This is a genomic window from Kineococcus lubricus, assembly GCF_050871965.1.
GTDB lineage: Bacteria > Actinomycetota > Actinomycetes > Actinomycetales > Kineococcaceae > Kineococcus.
In genome coordinates, this window is the sequence record NZ_JBJLSK010000005.1 from 121,446 (window position 1) to 137,291 (window position 15,846).

The following is a 15,846-nucleotide window of genomic DNA, read 5'->3' on the forward strand; positions in this document are numbered from 1 at the left end:
CCGTCGGGACGTGGAGCCGTACGGCGTCCGGGGGGCGTCAGAACCCGGCGACCTCGTGGGGTTCGTAGGGCGCCTCCAGCTCCGCGACCTCCTCGTCGGTCAGCTCCAGCTCCAGCGCGGCGAGCGCGTCGTCGAGGTGGTGGGGTTTGGTCGCCCCCACGATCGGGGCGGTGACGACCGGGTTCCGCGCCACCCAGGCCAGCGCCACCTGGGCGCGGGAGACCCCTCGGCGCTGCGCGACGCGGGCCACGGCCGCCACCACGTCGGCGTCGGAGTCGCGGTAGAGCGTCTTGCCGAACTCGTCCTTCTCCGACCGGTTCGTCGCGGCGTCCCAGTCGCGCGTCAGCTTCCCGCGGGCCAGCGGGCTCCACGGGATGACGCCGATGCCCTCGTCGGCGCACAGCGGCAGCATCTCGCGCTCCTCCTCGCGGTAGAGGAGGTTGTAGTGGTCCTGCATGGTGACGAACCGGGTCCAGCCGTGGCGTTCCTGCAGGTGCAGGGCCTTGGCGAACTGCCACGCCCACATGGAGCTGGCCCCGAGGTAGCGGACCTTGCCGGCCTGGACGACGTCGTGCAGCGCCTGCAGCGTCTCCTCCAGCGGGACCGTCGGGTCGAAGCGGTGGATCTGGTAGAGGTCGACGTGGTCGGTGCCCAGGCGGCGCAGGGAGTTGTCGATCTCGCTGAGGATCGCCTGCCGGGACAGGCCCGCGCCGTTGGGGCCCGGGCGCATCCGGCCGTGCACCTTGGTGGCGATGACGACCTCGTCGCGCCGGACCGCTCCCAGCAGGACACGGCCCAGGATCTCCTCGCTGGAACCGTCGGAGTACACGTTCGCGGTGTCGAAGAAGTTCACCCCCGCGTCGAGGGCGCGGTGCAGGAACGGGCGGCTCTCCTCCTCGGGCAGGGTCCAGGCGTGGTTGCCGCGCTGCGGGTCGCCGTAGCTCATGCAGCCGAGCGCCAGGCGGGACACCTCGAGGCCGGTGCGGCCGAGTTTCACGTGCTCCATGCCGTGATCCTTCCCCGGGTCGGGTCCGTCCACCCGTCAGCCCCCGGCGAACACCGGCATCGAGCCGACCCGACCCAGGTTGTGACCCCCGGAGGCGCCCGACCCGGGCGCCGAGAACCGTCCGAGGAGGACGATCGTGAACACCTTGTCCGTGTGGCGCCGCAGCCCCTTCGAGACCCAGGCCCGGTTCGACGCGCTGGTCCGCAGCGGCTTCGGCGCCCCCACCCGTCCCGCCCCCGCCGGTCCCGTCCCCGCCGCCGAGGTGGGGCGCGACGGCGACGACGCGGTCGTGAAGCTGGAACTGCCCGGCGTCGCCCTCGACGACGTCACCGTCGAGGTCGAGCAGGGCCGGCTCGTCGTCCGCGGCGAGCGCGAGGACCTCCGCGCCGAGGACGCGCGCGGTCGCAGCGAGTTCCGCTACGGCGCCTTCCGGCGCGCCTTCTCGCTGCCCAGCACCGTGACGGCCGACGCCGTGAGCGCGAGCTACGACGCGGGGATCCTCACCGTCCGGGTGGCGGGCGCGCACGCGACCGTCCAGCCGACCCGCATCGCCGTCACGGCCGCGACCCCGGCCTGACCGTCCCGCGGGAGGGCGGGGGAGAGGAGCGCGCAGGTCAGGGTAGGCTCACCTGATGTGCGCGTGAAAACCCTCGCCCTCACCCTCGCCGCCGGGCTCGTCGCCGCCGGCTGCTCCTCGTCCCCGTCCTCGGCGGCGGGGGAGACCCCGACCGCCGCGGCCGGGCGCAGCGTCCAGCACGCCCGCGGGACCACGACCGTCCCCGCCGAGCCCCGGCGCGTCGTCGTCCTCGAACCCCTCCAGCTCGACACCGCCGTCGCCCTCGGCCTCACCCCCGTCGGGGCCGCCGTCGCGAGCAACGTCACCGGCGTCCCGGCCTACCTCGGCGTCGGCGACGCGGTGCAACCCGTCGGCACCGTCCCCGAACCCGACCTCGAGGCCATCGCGGCGCTCGCCCCCGACCTCGTCCTCGGCACCGACTCCCGCCACGCGGAGCTCTACGACGAGCTGCAGGCCATCGCGCCCACGGTGTTCATGGCGACCCAGTCCGACCCCTGGCAGCAGAACGTCGAACTCGTCGGGGAAGCCCTCGGCCGGGCCGACCGGGCCGCCGAACTGCTCGCCGAGCACCGCCGCCACTGCGAGGAGGTCGCGAGCGAGCACCCGTCCGCCGGCACCGCGAACCTCGTCCGCCCCCGCGACGGCGGCACCCTCAGCCTCTACGGCCCCACCTCGTTCGCCGGCAGCGTCCTGGAGTGCGCGGGCCTGACCCTGCCCGCCCGCGACTGGGCCGGCGGCATCCAGGTCGACATCTCCCCCGAGCGGGTCCCCGAGGCCGCCGCCGACCACCTGTTCGTCCCCGTCCAGGACGTGGACGACCCGGCCGGGGTCCCGGCGCTCGTCGCAGGCAACCCCGCGGCCTTCCCGGCCGTGCACCTCGTCGACACGTCCTACTGGATCTCCGGGGTCGGCCCGCTCGGCGGCCGGCGCGTCCTCGACGACATCGACCGCGTCCTCGACGCCCCCTGACCCACCCTCAGGCGACGGGGGGTTCGGCGCCCGTCAGCAGCAGCAGCTTGCCGACGTGCGCCGAACCCTCCAGCACCTCGTGGGCGCGGGCGGCGTCGGCCAGGGCGAACCGCTCGTGCACCACCGGGCGCACGGCGCCGTCGGCGACCAGCGGCCACACGTGGTCGCGCACGCTCGCGACGATCGCCGCCTTCTCCGCCGTCGGCCGCGCCCGCAACGTCGTGGCGTGCAACGAGATCCGCTTGCGCATCAACGTGCCCAGGTCGACCTCGGCGCTCGTGCCGCCCTGGGTGGCGATCACGACGAGACGCCCGTTCGTGGCCAGGACCTCCACGTTCCGGGCCAGGTAGGGCGCCCCCACGACGTCGAGGACGACGTCGGCCCCCGCCGGTTCCCAGGCCCGCACCGCCGCCACGAAGTCGTCGGTGCGGTAGTTCACGAGCAGTTCCGCGCCGAGCGCGGCGCAGGCCTCCAGCTTCTCCGCCGACCCCGCCGTCACCGCGACGCGCGCCCCGACCTGCCGGGCCAGCTGGATCGCCATCGTCCCGATGCCGCTGGACCCGCCGTGCACCAGCAGCGACTCACCCGGCCGCAACCCCGCCAGCGTGAACACGTTGCTCCACACCGTGCAGGCCACCTCGGGCAGCGCCGCGGCGTCCTCCACCGGCACCCCCGCCGGGACCGGCAGCACCTGACCGACCGGCACCGCGACCAGCTCGCCGTACCCGCCACCGGCCAGCAGCGCACAGACCGGCTCGCCGACCCGCCACCCCGAGACCCCCGGGCCGAGCGCCGCGACCCACCCCGACACCTCCAGCCCGGGGTGCTCCGGGGCACCGGGCGGCGAGGGGTACTTCCCCCGCCGCTGCATCACGTCGGCCCGGTTCACCCCCGCCGCCGCGACCCGCACCAGCACCTCCCCGGGCCCGGCCACCGGGTCGGGCAGCTCGGACAGCCGGAGGGAACCGGGAGGGTCGACGATCACCGCGCGCACCCTGCGGACCCTACGTCGGACGGTCCGTCCCCGCCCCTCCCAGCAGGTCCCGCGCCCGGTCCAGGTCCGCGGGCACGTCCACGTCCAGGCACTCGCGCGCGCTCACGGGGACCTCCGCGACGTGCCCGCGGAACAGCTCGCGCAGCGGCAGCCCGGCCACCGCCGGCAACCCGTCCAGGACGCGGACCGCCGCCGCGCGCCGGTGCGCCGACAGCAGCGGCTGCCGCCGGCCGCCGGGGTCCACCCCCACCACGGCGTCCAGCGCCGGGTCCGCCCGCAACGCCGCCACCAGGCGCGGGACCGCGCTCGCCGCGAACGGCTGGTCCCCGCCCAGCAGCACCACCACCTCGCCCCGCACGGCCGCCAGCCCGGCCGCGAAACCGGCCAGCGGCCCACCCCCGGGCGGGTCCTCGCGCACCCCGCCGGGCCCGACGACCACGACGTGCCACCCGTCCAGCCCCTCCAGGAGGGTGCCCCTCACGGTCGAGGACCCCAGGGGGGCGGCCAGCTTGTCCGCCCCCGCCCCCGCACGGGCCGCGAAACGCGTCCCCGCGCCCCCGGCGACCACGACCACCCCGACCCCGTCACCGCTCACGGGTCGAGGGACGCACGCCGCGCTTGAAACGGTCAAGCGACGCGCCGGGCTGCCGATGGGCCGAACGAGGGTTTCGGTGCCCACCGGGTTCACCCGGCGGTCCCGCGTCCCGATCACTCACGAGTCTGCTCGACACCCCGGTGAGCAGTTCGACCGCTCACCACGCGTACGGAAGGTTGACATGCTGCGGAACCTGAGCATCCGAGCCAAGCTCGCGGTCCTCCTGGTCGTCCCCCTCGTGCTCCTGCTCGTCGCCGTCGTCGCCACGACCGCCCAGAACGCGGTCTCGACCACGGAGCGCCGTCACCTCGCCGCCTACGCGAAGTCGACCGCGACGATCAACGAGTTCTTCACCGCGCTCCAGACCGAGCGCAAGGACAGCGTCCAGTACCTGACCGCGCCCACCGACGAGGGTGAGGGGAAGCTGGCGACCGACCGGGCCGCGACCGACGCCGCGATCGCCGCCGTCCAGCAGGCCGTCGCCGACAGCGGCCTCGACCTCACCGCCGGCAGCGCCGGCGCCGCCAACGACGCCGTCACCCGGGCCCTGGGCCAGACGCTGCCGCAGGCGCGCAACGCCGTCGACGGCGCCACCACCACGCCCACCGCGGCGCTCGACACCTACAGCGCCATCAGCTCCGCCGCGACCGACCTCACCGTCGCCGTGGCCGAGCAGGCCGGCGACCGCGACATGGCGCAGGAGATCGGCGCCTTCGGGTACCTGCTCAAGCGCGTCGACGCCCTCGCGGTCGAGCAGACCGCCGGTTCCCTCGTCCTGGGCGGCACCTCCTCCTCCGCGGTCCAGGGGCTGCGCGAGACCGCCATCGAGCGCGGTGCGTACTTCGAGCAGCAGGCCCGCTACCGCCTGCGCGAGGACGACATCGCCGAGTTCGACGCGCAGCTCAACAGCGGCCCCACGAACTCCGCGCTCGCCTTCCTCAACCAGGACCGCAACCTGTTCGCCGCGAGCAGCACCCCGTCGCTGACGGCGGCCGCGTGGGAGGACACCACCGGGCAGGTCATCACGGCCTACCAGGACGCCATCGTCGAGCGCGCCGCCGACGTCGCCGAGGAGGCCGACGCCGCGGCCACCCGCGCCACCGTCGGCACCGTCGTCCTGCTCGTCGTCGCCCTGCTGCTGTTCGCCGCCGTCGGCTGGTTCGGTTCCCGCACCGCCCGCGACATCGGCCGCCGCCTCGCCGACCTGGCGCGCGCCGCGACCGAGGTCCGCGACGAGCTGCCCCGCATGGTCGAGCGCATGCAGACCCCCGGCGAGGGCCCGGGCGTGGAGTTCACCCCCATCCCCGTCACCAGCAACGACGAGATCGGCCAGCTCAAGGTCGTCATCAACGACCTCAACGAGACGACGTTCCGCATCGCCGGTGAGCAGGCCGCCCTGCGCGCCTCCATCGCCGAGATGTTCGTCAACGTCGCCCGCCGCGACCAGACGCTGCTGGCCCGCCAGCTGGCCTTCCTGGACCAGCTGGAGCGGACCGAGGAGAACCCCGACACCCTCGAGGACCTCTTCACCCTCGACCACCTCGCGACCCGGATGCGGCGCAACGCCGAGTCCCTGCTCGTGCTGGCCGGCATCAACACCGGCCGCCGCCTGCGCCGCCCGCTGCCGCTGTCGGACGTCGTCCGCACCGCGGCCGGGGAGATCGAGCACTACGACCGCGTCGACCTCGCCCTGCAGGTCGACCCGCCGGTCGTCGGCCACCTCGCGCTGTCGGCCTCGCACATGATCGCCGAGCTCCTCGAGAACGCGACGAACTTCTCCGACCCCGGCAGCCGCGTCGTCGTCGGCACCGCCGAGACCGACCGCGGCGTCGAGATCACCATCAAGGACACCGGCCTCGGGATGACCGACGAGGAGGTCCAGACCGCCCACCAGCGCATCTCCGGTGGTCGCGCCTCGGAGTTCGTCGGCGCCCAGCGCCTCGGCTTCTACGTCGTGGGCCGCCTCGCCGGCCGCCTGGACGCCGAGGTCGAGTTCGTCACCGCCGAGGGCCGCGGCACCACCGTGACCCTGGTCCTGCCCGCCGCCCTGTTCACCCCGGGCAGCGTCAAGGGCGGGCAGCCGGAACTGGCCGCGCTGGACTCCGGCCTGCCGGTCGCCGACGCGGCGGTCTCCGCCCTGCCCGAGGCGCCCTCGGCCCTGCCGCAGGCACCTTCGGCCCTGCCCGACGCGCTGCCCAGCCGCACCCCGTCCGCCCCCACCGGCGGCGCGAACACCATCGTCAGCAACCCGCTGGCCGCCAGCGGCCTCGGCGACGCCCTGTCCGAGACGCTGTCGAAGTCCGCGGCCGAGGCCGCCGCCGGCTCCGAGGTCGGGGTGACCGCGCCCAAGGCCAAGGTCGAGGGCCGGCAGCTGCCGACCCGCCGCCGCGGCGCCCAGGCGCAGGCCAAGGCCGACGCCGCGGCCGCCCCGGTGGCCCCGGTGGCCCCGGTGGTGCCGCCGGTCGTCGAGCCCGAGCAGCCCTGGAAGCCCGCCGCGGCCCCCGCCCCGGGTGCCTCCGGCGCCCCGGCGATGCCCAAGCGCGAACGGCGCGAGCAGGCCCCCGCGGCACTGGCCGCGGCGCAGGACATCCTGCCCAGGGCCGGGAAGAAGCCGCGGCAGGTCCGCGACTCCGCGACGCCGCCGAAGACCGCGGCCGAGGCGTTCTGGACGTCCCGCAAGCGCGGGGCCGACACCGAGCTGGCCGGGTCCGCGCTGGACGCCCTCGAGGCGAACCGCGCGGCGGAGACGCCCGCCGAGCCGGTCGCCCCGGTCGTCCCGGTGGCCGAGCCGGTCGTCCCGGTGGCCCCCGTGGCCCCGGTCGCCGAGCCGGTCGTCCCGGTGGTCCCGGTCGCTCCGGTGGCCGAGCCGGTCGTGCCGGTGGCCGAGCCGGTCGTCCCGGTGGCCCCGGTGGTCCCGGTGGCCGAGCCGGTCGTGCCGGTGGTCCCGGTCGCGCCGGTCGCCGAGCCGGTCGTGCCCGTCGTCGAGACGCCCGTGGTCGAGACGCCCGTCGTCCCGGCCCCCGCGGCCCCCGCGGCCCCGGCCGCGAACCGCACGGTCGGTGAGGCCCTGCGCCAGCGCAACGCCCTCGCGGCCGAAGCGCTGAACGCCCTCACCGAGGGGCAGAACTTCACCCCCTCGCGCGGCACCGGCTCCGCCCCGCTCGTCCGCCGCCAGGCGGGCGCCACCGCGGCCGCGGCCAAGCCCGCCCCGGCCCGCCCCGCGGCCAACCGCCAGCGCCGCGCCCCCGCCGACGTCCGCTCGATGCTGTCCGGCTTCCAGGCCGGCGTCTCCCGCGGCCGCGCCGGCGACAACCAGGCCGACGCCCCGGCCGCTCCCGAGAGCGGAACCGCCGGTGACGCCTGACCAGAACCCCCGGAGGACCCTCCGGGCAGCCACCCGCACCACCACCCACCAGCAGAACGCCCCGAGAAGAGGAAACCCACTGTGACCGCGCTTAGCTCCGAGGCCGCCGACTTCAGCTGGCTCCTCGACAACTTCGTCAAGAGCGTCCCCGGCGTCACCCACACCGTCGTCGTCTCCGCCGACGGCCTCCTGATGGCGATGTCCGACAAGCTCCACCGCGAGGCCGGCGACCAGCTCGCCGCGATCGTCTCGGGCGTCTCCAGCCTCGCCCGCGGCGCCGCCAACCAGCTGCAGTCCGGCGACGTCCGCCAGGCCATCATCGAGATGGACGACGCGTTCTTCTTCCTCGTCAACATCTCCGACGGCTCCGTCCTGGCCGTCGCCGCCGAAGCCGGCTGCGACGTCGGGCTCATCGGCTACGAGATGGCGATGCTGGTCCAGCGCGCCGAGACCGTCCTCACCCCGCAGCTGGTGTCGGAGATGCGGGCCGCCCTGCCCACCTCGGCGCCCGTCGCGGGCCGGTGGTGACGCCGGATGACAGCCCCTGGTAGTGCGGACCTCTGGTCCGACGACGACGACCAGGACGCCGAGGAGTTCACCGTCCGCCCGTACACCGTCACCGGTGGCCGCACCCGCCCGAGCAACGCCGACCTGCCGGTCGAGGCGCTCGTGGAGGCCACGGCCGCACCGGAGATCGGGATGACGCCGGAACGGCGCAGGATCCTCGAACTCACCAGGACGTCCTACCTGTCGATCGCGGAACTGTCCGCCCACGTCCACCTGCCGGTCGGTGTCGTGCGCGTCGTGGTCAGCGACCTGTCCCAGTCCGGGAAGGTCCGCATCCACGGCATGACCATGACCTCCGCCCCCCAACCCGCGACCACCATCAGCGTTCTGGAGAGTGTTCTCAATGGCATTTCCTCGCTCTGACGTCAGCCCCGCCGGAGCCGGAGCGCCCGCGGGAACCGACGTCCAGGCACCGCCCACCGTCGTCAAGATCGTCGTGGCCGGCGGGTTCGCCGTCGGCAAGACGACCTTCATCGGCTCGATCTCCGACATCGAGCCGCTGCGCACCGAAGCCGCCATGACCGAGCACTCGGTCGGCGTCGACGACGCGGGCCTGAACTCCGACCGCAAGACGTCCACCACGGTCGCCATGGACTTCGGCCGCATCGCGCTGCCGGGCAACCTGTGGCTGTACCTGTTCGGCACCCCCGGCCAGGACCGGTTCCTGTTCATGTGGGACGACCTGGTCAAGGGCGCCATCGGTGCGGTCGTCCTGGTCGACACCGACCGCCTCGACCAGTGCTTCCCGGCGGTGGACTACTTCGAGTCCCGCGGCATCCCGTTCGTCGTCGCCGTCAACTGCTTCGACGGCGTCGCCCAGCACGAGCTGGACTCCGTCCGCGAGGCGCTCGCCGTCCCCGACCACGTGCCGCTCGTCTACACCGACGCGCGTTCCAAGGCCGCGACGAAGCACAGCCTCATCACCCTCGTGCAGACGGCGCTCGCCCGCCTCAACGCCGGCGCCTGACGCCGCCCGCCCGCAGAGGCCGGTCCCCGATCGCCGGGGGCCGGCCTCTGCCGCGTCCCCGGCCGCCCACCCCTGCGCGACCGCGGGGGCAGGTGGCAGGGGGGTCCGTTTCAGCTCTGCGCCCGACGTGCCGATGAGGACTGGGAGCAAGTGATTGACAGCGGTCCCACAGCCGGGATCGACCGCCGCGAGAAGTGGGAGCGCCACGTGGACGACATGGACGAGATCGTCCAAGAGTTCCTCGTCGAGAGCTACGAGAACCTGGACCAGCTGGACTCCGACCTCGTCGCGCTGGAGCAGCAGCCCGGCTCGCGCGAGCTGCTCGCGAGCGTCTTCCGGACCATCCACACGATCAAGGGCACCTCCGGCTTCCTGGCGTTCTCGCGCCTGGAGTCCGTCGCCCACGTCGGTGAGAACCTGCTGGCCCGCCTGCGCGACGGCCAGCTCGTCATGACGCCGATCACCACCGACGTCCTGCTGCGCATGGTCGACACCATCCGCGCGCTGCTGTCCTCCATCGAGTCCTCGCACAGCGAGGACGGCGTCGAGGTCTCCGCCGTCGTCGCCGCCATCCGCGCCGTGCTCGACGGGGACGTGCCGGTCCTGCCGGCCTCCGACGCCGCCGGCGTCGAGGTCCCCGCCGCGCCCGTCGCCGCCCCGGTCGCCGAGGCCGCCCCGGTCGCCGAGCCCGAGCCCGTCGTGGAGCCCGAGCCCGTCGCCGAGCCCGAGCCGGTCGTGGAGCCCGAGCCGGTCGCCGAGGCCGTCGCCGAGCCCGAGCCGGTCGCCGAGCCCGAGCCCGTCGTCGCCGCACCCGTCGCCGAGGTCCCCGCCGCGCCCGCCCCGGCGCCGGCGGCCCCCGCGCCCGCCGCCGCCCCGGCCCCCGCCGCCGGTGGCGCCTCGGAGAAGGCGTCCGCCGCCGAGGCCACCATCCGCGTCGACGTCGAGCTGCTGGAGTCCCTGGTCCGCCAGGCCGGTGAGCTCGTCCTGGCCCGCAACCAGATCCTCCAGCGCGCCGGCGCGCTGCGCGACGAGGACCTCACCCGCGCCTGCCACCGCCTGAACCTCGTCGCCAGCGAGATGCAGGAGACGGTCATGCGGACCCGCATGCAGGCCATCGACCACCTGTGGTCCAAGCTGCCCCGCGTCGTCCGCGACCTCGGCAACATGCTCGGCCGCAAGATCAAGCTCGAGATGGAGGGTGGGGAGACCGAGCTCGACCGCACCCTGCTCGAGGCGGTCAAGGACCCGCTGACCCACATCGTCCGCAACGCGGTCGACCACGGCATCGAGTCGCCCGAGACCCGCCGCGCCGCCGGCAAGAACGAGGTCGGCACCCTGAAGCTGCGCGCCGCGCACGAGGGTGGTCAGGTCGTCGTCGAGATCAAGGACGACGGCAAGGGCATCGACCCGGCCGTCATCGGCGCCAAGGCCGTCGAGAAGGGCCTGGTCTCCGCGGCCAAGCTGGAGTCGCTCACCCCGAACGACATCCTGCAGTTCCTGTTCCTGCCCGGGTTCTCCACCGCGGCGAAGGTCACGAACGTCTCCGGCCGCGGCGTCGGCATGGACGTCGTGAAGACGAACATCGAGCGCATCGGCGGTTCGGTCGACGTCGAGTCCGTCACCGGCCAGGGCACCGTCTGGCGCCTGCGGATCCCGCTGACGCTGGCGATCGTGCCGGCCCTGACCGTCGAGTGCGCCGGCCAGCGGTACGCCATGCCGCAGGTCAACCTGCTCGAGCTCGTCAGCCTCGACACCGAGCGCATGAGCAAGGCGATCGAGGACGTCGGTGGCGCCAAGGTGTACCGCCTGCGCGGTGCGCTGCTGCCGCTGATCCGCCTCGAGGAAGCCCTCGAACTGGCCCGGCCCGCCGACGTCGAGCTGCCGACGAACCTCGTCATCGCCGTCCTGGAGTGCGACGGGCGCCGCTTCGGCCTGCTCGTCGACCGCGTCCTGGACACCGAGGAGATCGTCGTCAAGCCCCTGTCGGGCGCGCTGAAGGCCATCGGCGCCTTCGCCGGGGCCACGATCCTGGGTGACGGCCGCGTCTCGCTGATCCTCGACGTGCAGTCCCTGGCCCGCCGCACCATGCGCTCCGACGGCGTCGAGCACGTCGCCGACCAGACCGCCGCCGAGCACGCCACGACCGGTGACGGTCAGCGCCTGCTGGTCGTCGGCCTGGGCGACAACCGCCGGGTCGCGATCCCGCTGGACGTCGTCACGCGCCTGGAGGAGTTCAAGACGGAGTCCATCGAGCGCGTCGGCCGCCGCGAGGTCGTCCGCTACCGCGGCGAGATCCTGCCGCTGGTGCGCCTGTCCCACCACCTCGGTGGCGGGGCGCGCGCCGGGTACGGCGCGCAGGAGGTCACGTCCCTGCCGGGTGTCGTGTACTCCGCGCGCGGCCGGTCCGTCGCGATCGTCGTCGACGAGATCGTCGACATCGTGTCGGGGCAGGACGCGCACAGCGACATCGACGACGCCGGCCTGGTCGGTTCCGCGGTCATCCGCGACCGCGTGACCGAGCTCCTCGACGTCCGCGCCGCGATCCTGGCGGCCGACCCGAACTTCTTCACCGAGCAGGCTCAGAACGAGCTGGCCGAAGCTTCCAAGCGACTGGGGGTCTGACGTGTCCACGCAGTACGCCACGTTCCACCTGGCCGGGCACCTGTTCGGTGTCGAGGTCCGGCGCGTGCAGGAGGTGCTCACCGAGCAGCCCCGCACGCCCGCCCCGCTGGCGCCGTACGCCGTCGCCGGGCTGATCAACCTGCGCGGTCAGGTCGTCACCGCGCTCGACCTGCGCCGCCGGCTGAACATGCCCGACCGCGCCGAGGGCAAGGTCGCGATGAACGTCGTCGTCCGCGCCGCCGAGGAGGTCTGGAGCCTGCTCGTCGACTCGATCGGCGGGGTCATCGAGGTCACCGACTCCACCTTCGAGCCGCCGCCGGACACGCTGTCCGGCCCGATCCGCGAGCTGATCCGCGGTGCCTACAAGCTCGACGACGCGCTGCTGCTCGTCCTCGACGTGGACAAGGCGCTGGAGATCGAGGGCGCGGAGGGCGCGGCCTGAGAACCACCCGGACGGGGTGGGACCCGAGAGGGTCCCACCCCGTCCGGCGTTCCCGGGGCGAACCGCGCGAGGGGATCAGCCGCGCGGTGACGGTGAGCGGCTCCGAGGTGCCCCCCCGCGCGGGTACCGGCCGTCGGCACGGGGCGCGTCAGGGCCCGCCGGCGCGCTGCAGCACGATCAGCGGGGTCAGGTAGTGCTCGAGCACCCGTCCACCGAGTTCTTCGACCGCACCGGCCGCCTCCGCCACCTCGGCCGCGTCCCAGTTGCTGAAGGTGGTGAACAGGTCCCGCACCTCCTCGGTGCTCAGCTCGATGGCCCAGGGGAACTGCTCGACGTGCCTCGGGCTGAAGTGCCCGCTGCGGGTCAGCCGCTCGACCCACGCCGTGGTGTCCAGCTCCCCGGGGCCGGGCCGCGGCGGCTCGCGGCGGTGGGCCGTGATCTGCGCGACCCGCTCCCGGAAAGGCGTCGGGGGCACGGACGGGTCACCGAAGACGTTGCGCCACACGGCGAACCAGCCGCCCGGGACCAGGGCGCGGTGCACTCTGGGCAGCACCGCGTCCAGGTCGAACCAGTGCACCGAGGTGGCCGCCACCGCCACCTCGAAGGCCGCCGTCGGCAACGGCGCGCGTTCGGCGGTGCCGACCCGCACCTCGACCTGCGGGAAACGCCGGCGCAGGCGCCCGGCCAGTTCGGCGCCGGGCTCCACGGCCAGCACCCGGGCGCCGGCGTCGACCATCGGCCCGGTGGCCTGCCCGGTCCCCGCGCCCAGTTCGAGCACCCGGGCCCCCGGTACCAGCAGACCCAGCTCCGCCAGGCGGGCCCACAGCTGCGCCGGGTACGGCGGTCTGGCCCGTTCGTAGGTCTCGGCGTGGATCTCGAAGTGCTCCGGGCCAGGCACCTGCACACCGTAGGCGGCTGGGCGCGCCCCGTCAGGGGACCGCGTGGTCGGCACCCGCTCGGCCCGGCCGGTGCCGCCGCTGCCCTGGGCGGTCCCGTCACCGGCGTCGCGCGGCGGGACGCGGCGTTCCCGGGTCAGCCGGGGCGTCGGTAGAGGTGCCGGTCGGCCTCGGCGACGACGGGGACCTGCTCGTCCGGGGTCGCGCGCGGAGCTGCGGCCGGGGGTTCCGCGGGGAGTTCCGCGGGGGGTTGAGCGGGAGGTTCCGCGAGTGGTTCCGCGGCGGGTTCCGCGGGCGGCTCGGCCGCCGGTTCGGCGGGCGGCCGGGCGGGCGCGGGACCGGTCGCGGGGGACCCGGGCACCGGCTCGGCCCGCCACAGGACCCCGCCGGTGAGGGCGGGCACCAGGACCGCGGGGACCAGCACCGCCACCGCCGCGGCCAGGGCGGGCGGGTCGTCCGGCAGCCCGCCGCCGAAGATCGCCGGCAGCCGGCCCTGCCGGTCCTGCGCCGGGGCGGACCAGGCCGACAGCACCCCCAGCAGCGCCGCGAGGGACCCCGCGGCCGACAGCCACGACGCCGCCGCGGGGGCCCGCCGCGCCCACCGGCCCGGGACCAGCGCGGCCGGCCGGCCGGTCAGCACGACCACGGTGAGCAGCAGGCCGCCCACGACGGTGCCCCACAGCGGGCCGGGCAGGTCCAGGACGGCCCACAGCACGCGGAACCGCTCGCCCAGCGAGGCGTCGGCGGGGGAGGTGGAGACGTCGTCGAATGAGGTCGCCGCGTACCAGCCGAAGTAGTCGTCGTCGTGGTCCCCGCCCAGCACCCGCCGCGCCGCCTCGGCCAGCAGCAGCGGCGGCGCGACGCACGCGGCGACGAGCAGCCACGAGGCCCAGCGGCCGGGGGCCGGCGCGTCGTCCCCGACCTCGTCCTCGCGCGCGTCCCCGCGCGCGTCCCCGTGGGCGTCCTCGTCCCGGTCCACCCCGTCCACCCCGTCCACCCCCTCCACCACGACTCGACGTTACGGCCGCAGGGCCGCCACGTCCCCCGGACGGGTGCACGCCGTCGCGGTCGGTGAGCGGCCGGGAGCGCCCCCACCGTCGTGGTGCGGCCGGACGGAGGACTCCGCCTGGTCTCGGCGCTCACGCAGTGTCAGGGTGTGAAGACTCCGCCGGACCGGGTGGAGGTGTCCCAGGCCTGGAGGCGACGACCGTGCACTACTCCCTGGTGAGTTCCCCAGTCCTGGGCTTCGACCTCGTCCGCCTGCCCAGCGGCGACTCCGCCGCCGAGGTGCTGCTGCGCGCCCTCGACTGCGGCCCCCGCGAGATCGAGGTCCTCGCCGCCCGGCACGACCCGGCCGTGCGCACCGCCGCGTGGGCCGCGGTGCGGACCGCCACCGACAACCTGCCGCAGATCACCGACGTGCTGCACCAGGTCGCCAACGGCCTGGCCCACGACGACTTCACCGACGAGGTGTCCGGCGCCCGCGTCGAGGCCGGGGTGGTGCGGGTCCTGCAGACCAGCACCATCGCCGACGCCGACGCCCTCGTCCGGCTCGTCGGGCACGACGTCCTGGACTGGACCTGGACCGAGCCCCTGGCCGGGGGCCCGCGGCTGCGGACCGAGGACTCCGCCCGCGCCGCGGACGTCCTGGCCGACGCGGCCGTCTCGGCCTACCTCGGCGACCGGCTGCCCGACCACGTCCGCCGCGTCCTGGCCCACCCGTACCTGCAGGCCGCCCGCGACCTGGCCCCGCTGTCCGAGCACCCCGCGGGCCTGGGCCCGGAGCAGGCCGGGGTCGCCCGCGTCCTGGACACCCTGCGCCGCCTCGACGGCACCGACCGCGCCTGCCTGCGCGCGGTGGCCGCGACCAGCCGCCCGTCGGCGGGGGAGTGGGCCGGCGCCGTCCACGACGCGTCGTGGGCCGTGCACCTGTCCGACCGGGTCCGCACCGCGGCCGTCGCCCAGCTGCTGGCGGTGCGCGCGTTCCGGGCCGGTGGCCTCGACGCCGCCGACGGCGCGAACGGGCTGTGGAACGTCGTCAGCGGGGTCGTGCACGCCGAGGTCGTCGCCGACCTCCTCAGCTCCGACGCCCGCGCGGTCCTGCTGCGCCCGTGGGAAGCGGCGTTCGGCCCGGCCTGACCCCCGTCCCGCCCACCACCTCGGCCACCACTCCGGCCGAGGTCCCGGGGGCCGGTCCGCCGCCGGTACCGTGACCGGGTGCTGACCGCCCTCCCGACGACCGGTCCGGCCGGTCCGACGGGCGGGACGCTGCGGCTGCTGCGCGCCGGGGGCGTCGCCGCGACCGTCCTGGGTCTGGCCGCCGGGTCGCACGCGAGCGCCGGCGGTGCCCTGCCGGGGCCGTTGCTGCTGGGTGCGGTCGCGGTCCTGCTGGTCGCCGTCTGCCTGCTGCCGGCCGGCCGTCGCCTGTCCTGGCCGGTGCTGGCCGCGCTGCTCGGCGGGGGGCAGTTCGCGCTGCACTCCCTGTTCGAGACCTGCGCCGGGCCGCTGTACGCGGTCGCCTCCACCGGGCACCACCAGACGCTCGTGCCCCTCGGGCAGGTCGTGCTGCCGGCGGTCCCGTCGGTGCCGATGACGTGCGCGCACGTCCTCGCGACGGGGCTGGCGCTGCTGGCGCTGCTGCACGCCGAGGGTCTGCTCTGGTCGTTGTGGGCGTGGTTGCGCCCCCTCGTGCGGGTGGCGCGCGCGGTGGCGCCCCCCGTCACCGGTCCGCGTCCGCGGGTGCGGGCGCAGGAACGTCCGCGGCCGCGCTGGGTCGTGGTGCGCCGGGTCCGCCGGCGTGGTCCGCCGGGGGTTCCCGCCCTCGCCACCACGTCCTGACGACAGACA

At 75.3% G+C, this 15,846-nt stretch carries 15 protein-coding genes; 10 read left to right on the forward strand and 5 right to left on the reverse strand.

The features are described from left to right. Positions 1-37: 37 nt before the first annotated feature. Positions 38-1,006 carry an aldo/keto reductase gene (locus tag ACRYRX_RS05395; protein WP_432510799.1) on the reverse strand — a complete coding sequence of 323 codons (969 nt, stop codon included), beginning with the start codon at positions 1,004-1,006 and terminating at the stop codon, positions 38-40. 136 nt (positions 1,007-1,142) lie between these two features. On the opposite strand from ACRYRX_RS05395, the gene ACRYRX_RS05400 reads away from it, so the two are divergent. Together ACRYRX_RS05400 and ACRYRX_RS05405 are read left to right on the forward strand one after the other, a co-directional pair. Further along, the gene (locus ACRYRX_RS05400; RefSeq protein ID WP_432510800.1) at positions 1,143-1,583 is read left to right on the forward strand and encodes an Hsp20/alpha crystallin family protein; all 441 of its coding nucleotides are present in this window, start codon (positions 1,143-1,145) and stop codon (positions 1,581-1,583) included. A gap of 57 nt (positions 1,584-1,640) precedes the next feature. Then, positions 1,641-2,552 carry an ABC transporter substrate-binding protein gene (locus tag ACRYRX_RS05405; RefSeq protein ID WP_432510802.1) on the forward strand — a complete coding sequence of 304 codons (912 nt, stop codon included), beginning with the start codon at positions 1,641-1,643 and terminating at the stop codon, positions 2,550-2,552. Positions 2,553-2,559: 7 nt separating this feature from the next. Here the strand turns inward: ACRYRX_RS05405 and ACRYRX_RS05410 are convergent, their stop codons facing one another. Next, positions 2,560-3,546 carry an NAD(P)H-quinone oxidoreductase gene (locus tag ACRYRX_RS05410; protein ID WP_432510803.1) on the reverse strand — a complete coding sequence of 329 codons (987 nt, stop codon included), beginning with the start codon at positions 3,544-3,546 and terminating at the stop codon, positions 2,560-2,562. 10 nt (positions 3,547-3,556) lie between these two features. Then, complete coding sequence (gene mobA / locus ACRYRX_RS05415) at positions 3,557-4,141, reverse strand: molybdenum cofactor guanylyltransferase (protein WP_432510804.1); 585 nt, start codon at positions 4,139-4,141, stop codon at positions 3,557-3,559. Between the two features lie 181 nt (positions 4,142-4,322). Between mobA and ACRYRX_RS05420 the strand changes: the two genes are divergently transcribed. From ACRYRX_RS05420 to ACRYRX_RS05445, 6 genes are all read left to right on the forward strand, one after another. Then, positions 4,323-7,505, forward strand: a complete 3,183-nt coding sequence (locus ACRYRX_RS05420) for a sensor histidine kinase (protein ID WP_432510806.1) — start codon at positions 4,323-4,325, stop codon at positions 7,503-7,505. Positions 7,506-7,586: 81 nt separating this feature from the next. Next, positions 7,587-8,033 carry a roadblock/LC7 domain-containing protein gene (locus tag ACRYRX_RS05425; protein ID WP_432510807.1) on the forward strand — a complete coding sequence of 149 codons (447 nt, stop codon included), beginning with the start codon at positions 7,587-7,589 and terminating at the stop codon, positions 8,031-8,033. Between the two features lie 6 nt (positions 8,034-8,039). Next, complete coding sequence (locus ACRYRX_RS05430) at positions 8,040-8,435, forward strand: DUF742 domain-containing protein (RefSeq protein WP_432510808.1); 396 nt, start codon at positions 8,040-8,042, stop codon at positions 8,433-8,435. Continuing rightward, positions 8,416-9,039, forward strand: a complete 624-nt coding sequence (locus ACRYRX_RS05435; protein ID WP_432510809.1) for a GTP-binding protein — start codon at positions 8,416-8,418, stop codon at positions 9,037-9,039. The genes ACRYRX_RS05430 and ACRYRX_RS05435 overlap by 20 nt, the downstream gene beginning before the upstream one ends. A 207-nt stretch (positions 9,040-9,246) precedes the next feature. After that, positions 9,247-11,661, forward strand: coding sequence for a chemotaxis protein CheW (locus tag ACRYRX_RS05440; protein WP_432510810.1), 2,415 nt, complete (start codon positions 9,247-9,249; stop codon positions 11,659-11,661). Position 11,662: 1 nt separating this feature from the next. Then, a complete protein-coding gene (locus tag ACRYRX_RS05445) occupies positions 11,663-12,103 on the forward strand; it encodes a chemotaxis protein CheW (protein WP_432510811.1) in 441 nt (146 codons plus the stop codon). 148 nt (positions 12,104-12,251) lie between these two features. Here ACRYRX_RS05445 and ACRYRX_RS05450 read toward each other — a convergent pair whose 3' ends face one another. Then, the gene (locus tag ACRYRX_RS05450) at positions 12,252-13,001 is read right to left on the reverse strand and encodes a class I SAM-dependent methyltransferase (RefSeq protein WP_432510812.1); all 750 of its coding nucleotides are present in this window, start codon (positions 12,999-13,001) and stop codon (positions 12,252-12,254) included. A 134-nt stretch (positions 13,002-13,135) separates the two neighbouring features. Continuing rightward, positions 13,136-14,008 (reverse strand): hypothetical protein, encoded by an 873-nt coding sequence (locus ACRYRX_RS05455; RefSeq protein WP_432510813.1) that lies wholly within the window; start codon positions 14,006-14,008, stop codon positions 13,136-13,138. A gap of 215 nt (positions 14,009-14,223) precedes the next feature. Between ACRYRX_RS05455 and ACRYRX_RS05460 the strand changes: the two genes are divergently transcribed. Both ACRYRX_RS05460 and ACRYRX_RS05465 read left to right on the forward strand, forming a co-directional pair. Beyond that, a complete protein-coding gene (locus ACRYRX_RS05460) occupies positions 14,224-15,138 on the forward strand; it encodes a hypothetical protein (RefSeq protein ID WP_432510814.1) in 915 nt (304 codons plus the stop codon). A 78-nt stretch (positions 15,139-15,216) separates the two neighbouring features. Continuing rightward, the gene (locus tag ACRYRX_RS05465; protein WP_432510815.1) at positions 15,217-15,837 is read left to right on the forward strand and encodes a hypothetical protein; all 621 of its coding nucleotides are present in this window, start codon (positions 15,217-15,219) and stop codon (positions 15,835-15,837) included. The last annotated feature ends 9 nt before the right edge of the window (positions 15,838-15,846 follow it).

Excerpts from the sequence above, each read along its gene's own strand:
- ACRYRX_RS05395 (WP_432510799.1), bottom strand. The coding sequence starts at position 1,006 with ATGGAGCACGTGAAACTCGGCCGCACCGGCCTCGAGGTGTCCCGCCTG.
- ACRYRX_RS05420 (WP_432510806.1), top strand. The coding sequence starts at position 4,323 with ATGCTGCGGAACCTGAGCATCCGAGCCAAGCTCGCGGTCCTCCTGGTC.
- ACRYRX_RS05430 (WP_432510808.1), top strand. The coding sequence starts at position 8,040 with ATGACAGCCCCTGGTAGTGCGGACCTCTGGTCCGACGACGACGACCAG.
- ACRYRX_RS05435 (WP_432510809.1), top strand. The coding sequence starts at position 8,416 with ATGGCATTTCCTCGCTCTGACGTCAGCCCCGCCGGAGCCGGAGCGCCC.